Source organism: Pseudomonas sp. PA27(2017) (genome assembly GCF_001945445.1).
Classification (GTDB): Bacteria; Pseudomonadota; Gammaproteobacteria; order Pseudomonadales; family Pseudomonadaceae; genus Aquipseudomonas.
Genome location: NZ_MSXW01000018.1, coordinates 80,802 through 88,893 on the forward strand (window position 1 = coordinate 80,802; position 8,092 = coordinate 88,893).

Annotated in this window: 9 protein-coding genes and 1 pseudogene; 3 read left to right on the forward strand and 7 right to left on the reverse strand. The window is 64.4% G+C overall.

What is annotated here, in order from left to right; translation table 11 throughout:
• Window positions 1–79 precede the first annotated feature (79 nt).
• The gene (locus BVH06_RS09865) at window positions 80–619 is read right to left on the reverse strand and encodes a type 1 glutamine amidotransferase domain-containing protein (protein ID WP_075933952.1); all 540 of its coding nucleotides are present in this window, start codon (window positions 617–619) and stop codon (window positions 80–82) included.
• 220 nt (window positions 620–839) lie between these two features.
• Here BVH06_RS09865 and BVH06_RS09870 point away from each other — a divergent pair, with 220 nt between their 5' ends.
• The 3 genes from BVH06_RS09870 (at window position 840) to BVH06_RS09880 (ending at window position 2,956) form a co-directional block, all read left to right on the forward strand.
• Window positions 840–1,652 (forward strand): HDOD domain-containing protein, encoded by an 813-nt coding sequence (locus tag BVH06_RS09870; protein WP_168172900.1) that lies wholly within the window; start codon window positions 840–842, stop codon window positions 1,650–1,652.
• 32 nt (window positions 1,653–1,684) lie between these two features.
• Window positions 1,685–2,497, forward strand: coding sequence for a bifunctional DNA-formamidopyrimidine glycosylase/DNA-(apurinic or apyrimidinic site) lyase (mutM, locus tag BVH06_RS09875; protein ID WP_013789295.1), 813 nt, complete (start codon window positions 1,685–1,687; stop codon window positions 2,495–2,497).
• 117 nt (window positions 2,498–2,614) lie between these two features.
• Window positions 2,615–2,956, forward strand: a complete 342-nt coding sequence (locus BVH06_RS09880; RefSeq protein WP_075929802.1) for a multidrug transporter — start codon at window positions 2,615–2,617, stop codon at window positions 2,954–2,956.
• A gap of 61 nt (window positions 2,957–3,017) precedes the next feature.
• Here BVH06_RS09880 and ggt read toward each other — a convergent pair whose 3' ends face one another.
• The 6 genes and pseudogenes from ggt to BVH06_RS09910 form a co-directional block, all read right to left on the reverse strand.
• Complete coding sequence (gene ggt / locus BVH06_RS09885) at window positions 3,018–4,712, reverse strand: gamma-glutamyltransferase (RefSeq protein ID WP_083651967.1); 1,695 nt, start codon at window positions 4,710–4,712, stop codon at window positions 3,018–3,020.
• A 2-nt stretch (window positions 4,713–4,714) separates the two neighbouring features.
• Window positions 4,715–4,966: a YfhL family 4Fe-4S dicluster ferredoxin gene (locus tag BVH06_RS09890; protein WP_075929801.1), complete on the reverse strand. Its 252-nt coding sequence runs from the start codon at window positions 4,964–4,966 to the stop codon at window positions 4,715–4,717.
• Between the two features lie 127 nt (window positions 4,967–5,093).
• Window positions 5,094–5,576: a pantetheine-phosphate adenylyltransferase gene (gene coaD / locus BVH06_RS09895; RefSeq protein ID WP_013789299.1), complete on the reverse strand. Its 483-nt coding sequence runs from the start codon at window positions 5,574–5,576 to the stop codon at window positions 5,094–5,096.
• A 113-nt stretch (window positions 5,577–5,689) separates the two neighbouring features.
• Window positions 5,690–7,111: a coniferyl aldehyde dehydrogenase gene (locus BVH06_RS09900; protein ID WP_075933953.1), complete on the reverse strand. Its 1,422-nt coding sequence runs from the start codon at window positions 7,109–7,111 to the stop codon at window positions 5,690–5,692.
• Between the two features lie 121 nt (window positions 7,112–7,232).
• The gene (locus BVH06_RS09905; RefSeq protein WP_075933954.1) at window positions 7,233–7,616 is read right to left on the reverse strand and encodes a phosphopantetheine adenylyltransferase; all 384 of its coding nucleotides are present in this window, start codon (window positions 7,614–7,616) and stop codon (window positions 7,233–7,235) included.
• A gap of 171 nt (window positions 7,617–7,787) precedes the next feature.
• A pseudogene (locus BVH06_RS09910) lies at window positions 7,788–8,092 on the reverse strand (hydrolase); the annotation flags it as partial.

The window sequence follows — 8,092 nt, forward strand, 5'->3', positions numbered from 1 at the left end:
CGCATTCTAAACGAGGAGCGCGCCAGCTGCTTGCCGCGTTGCATGCCGTGGACGCACATCCTTGGTCCGCGGCGCTGACTCAGGCGGCGAGCGCGGCGATCAGTTTCTCGTTGAAAGCTGGCAGGTCGTCCGGCGTACGGCTGCTGATCAGTTGGCCGTCGACCACCACTTCCTTGTCCACCCAGTTGGCACCGGCGTTCTTCAGGTCGTCGGTCAGCGAGGGGTAGCTGGTCAGGGTCTTGCCCTTGAGCAGGTCGGCGCTGGCGAGAATCCAGGCCCCATGGCAGATCACGGCGATCGGTTTGTTGGCCTTGGCGGCGTCCTTCACCAACTCCACGGCCATCTCGTCGAGACGGATGGTGTCGGCGTTGACCACGCCGCCCGGCAACACGATGGCGTCGTAATCATCGATTTTCGCCGTATCGAAGGTTTTGTCGACGGTGAAGGTGTCGGCTGGCGTGGTGTGATTCCAGCCGGTGACCTTGCCGGATTTGCTGGAAAGAATCTCAGCGGTGGCGCCGAGTTCTTCGAGCGCCTTTTTGGGGCCGGTCAGCTCGACCTGCTCGAAACCGTCGGTAACCAGCAGAGCGACACGCTTGCCTGCAAGGGACTTGCTCATCGTAAACACCTTTCTGAATAGGCTGAGTGAGCAATATTCGGGGCGCTGCGGGCCGCTAAGTTCAGGCCAGGCGACTACCTGCAGATTTGTTCTGTAACCGCTGGCTCAAAAGTCCTCACGCTCAGGGTAGACTGCGTGCTCCATCACTCTTTTACCTTGCGCCTCCATGGACAAAGAACTTTCGGCCGAGCAGATACAGACGTTTCTGCAAGGCATCAGCGTGCCGCCGCAACCGCAGATCATGGTCGATCTGCAGTTCGAGCAGTACATGCCCAACCCGGACCTGAAGGCCATCGCGCGCCTGATCAGCCAGGACCCGGGGCTGTCCGGCGCCTTGCTGAAAATCGTCAACTCGCCGTATTTCGGCCTGGCCAACCGCATCGGCTCCATTCAACGTGCGGTCAATCTGCTGGGCAGCCGCTCGGTGATCAACATGGTCAACGCTCTGTCGATTCGCGGCGAGATGAGCGACGAGACCATCGTCACCCTCAACCGCTTCTGGGATACCGCCCAGGACGTGGCCATGACCAGCCTGACCCTGGCCAAGCGCATCGGTTACGAGTCCGTCGACGAGGCCTACACCTTGGGCCTGTTCCACAATTGCGGCATTCCGCTGATGCTCAAGCGCTTCCCCGACTACATGACCGTGCTCGAGGAATCTTACGCCAGCGCCAGTGCCGAGCGGCGTATCGTCGACACCGAGAACCGCTTGCTCAACACCAATCATGCAGTGGTCGGCTACTACACCGCCAAGTCGTGGAACCTGCCGCTGCACCTGTGCCAGGCCATCGCCAACCACCACAACGTGCTGGCCATCTTCGCCGAAGAGAACGACAACGACGCCCAGCTCAAGAACCTGCTGGCGATCCTCAAGATGGCCGAGCACATATGTCGCAGCTATCAGGTACTGGGCAACCAGAGCGAAGACCACGAATGGCAAGCCATCGAGCCGCTGATCCTCGAGTACGTGGGGCTCTCCGAATACGACTTCGAGAGCCTGCGCGAGAGCATCCGCGACCTGGGCGCCGCCTGAGGCGCCATTCCTGAATCCGCTTCGAGTCCGCCATGCCTGAATTGCCAGAAGTCGAAACCACGCGCCGGGGTATTGCGCCCCACCTGATCGGCCAGCGTGTCAGCCGGGTCATCGTTCGTGAACGCCGCTTGCGCTGGCCAATTCCCGAAGACCTCGACGTGCGGCTTTCCGGCCAGCGCATCGAAGCCGTGGAGCGGCGCGCCAAGTACCTGTTGATCAAGGCCGAGGTCGGTACGCTGATCAGTCATTTGGGCATGTCGGGCAACCTGCGTCTGGTCGAAGCGGGGCTGCCGGCAGCCAAGCACGAGCATGTCGATATCGAGCTGGAGTCCGGCCTGGCGCTGCGTTACACCGACCCGCGCCGCTTCGGCGCGCTGCTGTGGAGCGAACTGCCGCTGGAGCATGAGTTGCTGGTGCGCCTCGGCCCGGAGCCGCTGACCGAGCTGTTCGATGGCGAGCGTCTTTTTCAGCTGTCGCGTGGCAAGGCGGTGGCAGTCAAACCGTTCATCATGGACAACGCGGTGGTGGTCGGCGTCGGCAACATCTACGCCACCGAGGCGCTATTCGCCGCAGGCATCGACCCGCGGCGTGCCGCCGGTACGGTGTCGCGGGCGCGCTACGTGCGCCTGGCTCAGGAGATCAAGCGCGTGCTGGCCCACGCCATCGAGCGTGGCGGCACCACGCTGCGCGATTTCATCGGCGGCGATGGTCAGCCCGGCTACTTCCAGCAGGAGCTGTTCGCCTATGGTCGCGGTGGCGAGTTCTGCAAGGTGTGCGGCAGTACCCTGCGCGAGGTGAAACTGGGCCAGCGGGCCAGCGTTTACTGCCCGAAATGTCAGCGCTGAGTCGCTTCGTCCGATAACGTGACCACTTGTTCAGCGATTGACGGCCATCACGCGACAATTGCCGGCGCGCTGTTATAGTTACCGGCATCGCCCCGTATACCTCTGAAGGATCGCCCCATGAAACTGTTTCGCTCTTGCGCTGCTGTTCTGGCGCTGACTGCTGCCTCGCTGGCGCTGACCGCCCATGCGCAAGAAGTGCAGCAGAACGCCAGCGGTGACCCGCTTTACACCGTTCAGGCCCCGGATGGTTTCGCCATGATCGGTGACCTGCTGATCGCCCGCCCGCTGCTGATCGGCGCTACCGCCATCGGCGCCGCGGCATTCGTCGTCGCCCTGCCATTCTCGGCCATGGGCGGCGGCATCGGCGCTACCGGTCGTGCCTTGGTGGTCGAGCCGGGCAAGGCGGCATTCGTGCGCTGCCTGGGCTGCACGGGTGACGGTTACAACCAGCGCCAGTGATCGCGGATCTCGTGTCCATTGAAAAGCCCCTCGACGAGGGGCTTTTTGTTGTCTGCCAGTTTTAGCGAGTGACCTGCACTGCGCTGTTGCCGATACCCCGCGGATCGCTGGCCGCTTCGACCTGGCCGCTGGCCTTGTTCCAGCGCAGCACCTGCCCGTTGCCGTACTCGCGCTGCACATCCTTGAGCTGGTAGCCACGCTTCTGCAATTCGGCGGCCTGGGCAGCGCTGAAGGTCTGCGGCTCGTGCTCGATGACGTCCGGCAGGTACTGGTGATGGTAGCGCGGCACGGCTGGCCAGCTGGCGATTGGCTGGCCGTCCAGATATTGCAGGATCGACAGCAGTACCATGCTCGGTATACGGCTGCCGCCCGGTGTGCCGAAGCTGGTGAATTCGCTCGGGCTTTCGATGAAAGTCGGGCTCATGCTCGACAGCGGGCGCTTGCCGGCTTCGATGGCGTTGGCCTGGCTGCCGGCGAGGCCATAGGCGTTGGCGCCACTGAGATCGGCGGCGAAGTCGTCCATTTCATCGTTGAGCAGCACGCCGGTGCCGGGCACCGTGAAAGCGGCGCCGAACGGCAGGTTGATCGACAAGGTAGCGCTCACCGCGTTGCCGTCGGCATCCAGCACGGTGAAGTGGGTGGTGTGATCGCCTTCCTTCCAGGGCCTGGCCGGTGGTAGCTGGCTGCTCGGGGTGGCGCGTTGCGGGTCGATGCCGTCGCTCAGGCTTTTCAGGTAGGCCGGATTGAGCAGGGCGGCGGCAGGGTTGTCGACGAAGTCCGGGTCACCCAGTTGGCCACGGTCGCGATAAGCCCGGCGCAGGGTTTCCACCACCAGGTGGGTGCGCTGCACCGGGTCGGCCGCTCGCCAAGGCAGGTGCTGCAGCATCAGCAGGCTCTGGGCCAGGGCCACGCCGCCGGCTGAGGGTGGCGGGGCGCTGATCAGCTCGCGGCCTTCGGCCAGCGGTACGCGAATCGGTTGGCGCGTTACGGTGCGATAGTCGGCCAGATCCTGAAGCGTCCAGATACCGCCTGCGGCACGCACACCGGCCACCAGGCGCTCGGCCACGGGGCCGGCATAGAAGCCGTCACGACCATGATGGGCCAGCTCCAGCAGGGTATCGGCCAACTCCGGCTGGCGCAGTAGCGCGCCTTCAGCGGGCACCTCGCCGCCGCTCAGGAACAGCCGCGCGGTTTCCGCGTCGTCACGCATGGCCGTCAGGCGCATGGTGGCGCGATCGCGGTACACGCGATCAACCGGGAAGCCTTCGCGGGCCAGGCGGATGGCCGGCGCCAGGCTATCGCGCAGTGGCAATTTACCGTGGTGCTCGGCCAGTTCGACCAGTGCGGCGGGCAAGCCCGGAATGGCGGCGGCCGGCGCGCCGTCACGGGACAGCGACGCCTGCACCTGGCCGTCGCGGCGATACATATCGGCATGGGCGGCCCCGGGGGCACGCTCGCGGGCATCGATGAATTCGTAACGGGCGTCGGCGCTGCGCAGCAGAAAGAATCCGCCGCCGCCCAGGCCCGAGCCATAGGGCTCGACCACCGCCAAGGCGGCGCTGATGGCTACTGCCGCGTCGAAAGCATTGCCGCCCAGCGCCAGGGTTTCCTTGCCGGCGACCGTCGCGGCTGGGTGGGCGGTGGCGATGGCACTGCTGCCGGGGCGCTCGGCGGCTTGCAGGCCGAGGCCGAGCAGCAGGAGCAGCGCGCCGGACAGGGCGCGCAGTGAATGGAGGCCGCGAAGGGAGCGGCGCACCCTCAGGCCTTACCGGTAAGGGCTTTGTACTTGTCCATCAACTGCTCCTTGCTCTCGACGTTGTTCTCGTCGAGGGGGATGCAGTCTACCGGGCAGACCTGCTGGCACTGCGGCTCGTCGTAGTGGCCGACGCATTCGGTGCACAGGTTGGGGTCGATCACGTAGATCTCCTCGCCCTGTGAAATCGCCGCGTTCGGGCACTCAGGTTCGCAGACGTCGCAGTTGATGCAATCGTCGGTAATGATCAGGGACATGAAAGGCAAGCTCCCGCCGGGCCAGCGGCCCCGACATATTCAAACGGATAGCCGCGATTGTGCCGGATTGTCACCGCTAGCGCACGCCCGCGCGCCATATGGCGCGCAAGCATGCCAGTGTTGCGGATCAGCGATTCTTGAAGCGTTCGGTCAGCGCATCGGCGACGGCCGGGTGAACGAACTTGCTGATATCGCCGCCCAGGTTGGCGATCTCGCGCACCAGGGTGGAAGAGATGAAGGAATACTTTTCCGATGGCGTGAGGAACAGGCTTTCCAGGTCCGGCGCCAGCTGGCGGTTCATGTTGGCCAGCTGGAATTCGTACTCGAAATCCGACACCGCGCGCAGGCCGCGCAGCAGCACGTTGGCCCCCTGTTCCTTGGCGAATGAGGCGAGCAGCGTGGAAAAGCCGATCACTTCGACGTTGGGCAGGTGCTTGGTAACTTCCCGGGCCAGCGCCACGCGTTGCTCGAGGGAGAACAGCGGGTTCTTCTTCGGGCTGGCAGCGACCGCGATCACCACGCTGTCGAACAGACGCGCGGCGCGCTCGACCAGATCGCCATGCCCCTTGGTAATGGGGTCGAAGGTGCCTGGGTATAACACTCGATTCATCGTGACGTCCTGGCAGGCGCGTTAGGGAGTCGGATGGTAGCGCAGCACGCCGGGGCGGGCCAAGTCGGCGGCCTTTCGATGGTGCCGGATGTGGGCGTTAATCGCGCTACCGCTCAGCGGATGAACAGTTTGTAGACCAGCTTCTGCAAGGCTTTGCCATAGGGCGGATAGATCAGCCGGGCGAGGTTGAGACGCTGCTTGACGAGCACGCCCTTGGCCTTGCTGAAGGTGAGAAAACCTTCGTGCCCGTGGTAGTGGCCCATGCCCGAGGCGCCGATGCCGCCGAAGGGCATGTCGTCCTGCGCCACGTGCAGCAGAGTGTCGTTGAGGCAAACCCCGCCAGAGTGGCTGTGCTGCAGCACGTGCTCCTGCTCGCGACGGTCGTAGCCGAAGTAATACAGGGCCAGCGGACGCGGGCGCGCCGCGATGTAGGCCAGGGCGTCGTCGAGGCGGTCATAAGGCACCACGGGCAGCAGCGGCCCGAAGATTTCGTCCTGCATCACGAGCATGCTGTCGTCGGCGTTGAGCAGCAGGGCCTGGGGCATGCGCCTGCCCGCGGCCTCGGCAGTCAGGGCGATCACCTCGGCGCCCTTTTCGCGAGCGTCGTCCAGATAACCCTGCAAGCGCTGCTGCTGGCGCGCGTTGATGATGCTGGTGTAGTCCGGATTGCCCTCGACCTGTGGATAAAAGCGCTGCACCGCACGGCGGTAGGCTTCGACGAACGCCTCGACCCGCTGGCGAGGTACCAGTACGTAGTCCGGGGCCACGCAGGTTTGCCCAGCGTTGAGTGTCTTGCCAAAGGCGATGCGCTCGGCGGCGTGTTCCAGCGGCACGTCTGCTGAGACGATGACTGGGGACTTGCCGCCCAGTTCGAGCGTCACCGGCGTCAGGTTTTCAGCTGCTGCGCGCATCACGTGGCGGCCGATGCTGGTGGCGCCGGTGAACAACAGGTGATCGAACGGCAGTTTGGCGAAGGCCATGCCGATCTCGGCCTCGCCAAGCACCACGCCAACTAGGTCCTCGGGGAAGATGCTGGCCAGCAGCTCTTTGAGGCGCTGTGAAGTCCGCGGCGTGGCTTCGCTGAGCTTGAGCATCACCCGGTTGCCGGCGGCCAGTGCGCCGACCAGCGGGGCGATGGCGAGGAACAGCGGGTAGTTCCACGGCACGATGATGCCGACCACGCCCAGCGGCTGGTAGATCACCCGCGCCGAGGCGGGCATGAACGCCAGGCCCACGTGTCGTCGCGAAGGTTTCATCCAGCGGCGCAGGCGTTTGCGGGTGTAGCGGATGCCCTGCACCGTGGGCAGCATTTCGGCGAGCAGGGTTTCATCGGCGCTGCGGTTGCCGAAGTCCTCGCTGATGCAGCGAATCAGCGCGTCTTGATCGCTGAGCAGGCGTGCCTTGAGGCTGTCGAGCAAGGCGATGCGCTGGTCGGCAGGCGGCATGGGATTGGCCACGAAGGCTTCGCGCTGAGCCTGAAAACGCTGCTGTAGCTCGGCAATGATCTGCTCAAACGGGCCTGACAGGTTGACCACGCCGCCGTCCTTATCAACTCACTGGAGCTGCTGTGTACCACGTTCGATGGGCTGCAGCCATTGCGGTATTCGGCACTCCAGGCAGGAGCCTGTTGGAGGTAGGGAGGGCTCTAGGTTCTGTTCAGGGCGTGCCGGCGTCGGCGCGCAGGTGCAGGATGAGTGCGACCAGCAGGCACGCCAGGGCGATCCAGTCAGCAATCACCACGCGGCGCAAGGCCTCGTTGTAAGCGGCCTCGCTCCAGGCCAGCAGTAGAAAGGACAGCACGCTGATCAGGCCGCCGACCAAGGCGATGCTGCGTAGGCCGGGCAGCAAGGCTGCGGCTACCAACAGCGCACCGAGCAGGCCGAAGAGCACGGCACGATGACGCATGAGGATATGCAGGTTGGGCTCGGCGAAACTCAGGCCATAGAGCGCGTTGAGCCGCTCGCCGCCGAGTACGCCGGCCAGTGGTAGCAGGTGGATGATACCGACGACCAGTAGCAGAAAACCGATCAGCTTGCTCATCTCCAGCCCTCCACTAGGGTTCCAGGCGATTCGACCCGGCGGTATTCGGTGTTCATCGGGTTGTCCGCGGGCTCCATTGGCCAATACTAAAATGGCGCTGCTGGAGTTCTAGGATAAGCGTCGCAATGCGTCAACCAGGCTACGGAGCATGCTATCGCCGGTTCGCTTGCCTCACCCTCCGAGCCCCATCAGCCACTGCGGTATGCGGCGCTCCAGGTAATAGCCGGGTCGGCGTGGCGAGCCGTCGACGAAGCCCACATGGCCGCCCTTGGCGTGCAGCTCGAAGCGGATGCAATCGGCCAGCTCACTGGCTTCGGGTAGGCTGTGCGGATAGACGAACGGATCGTCGCTGGACTGGATCATCAGTGTCGGCGTCTGGATACGGCCCAGGTAATAGCGGCTCGAGGCGCGTCGGTAGTAGTCGTCGGCATTCTCGAACCCGTGCAGCGGCGCGGTGATGCGGCCGTCGAAATCCC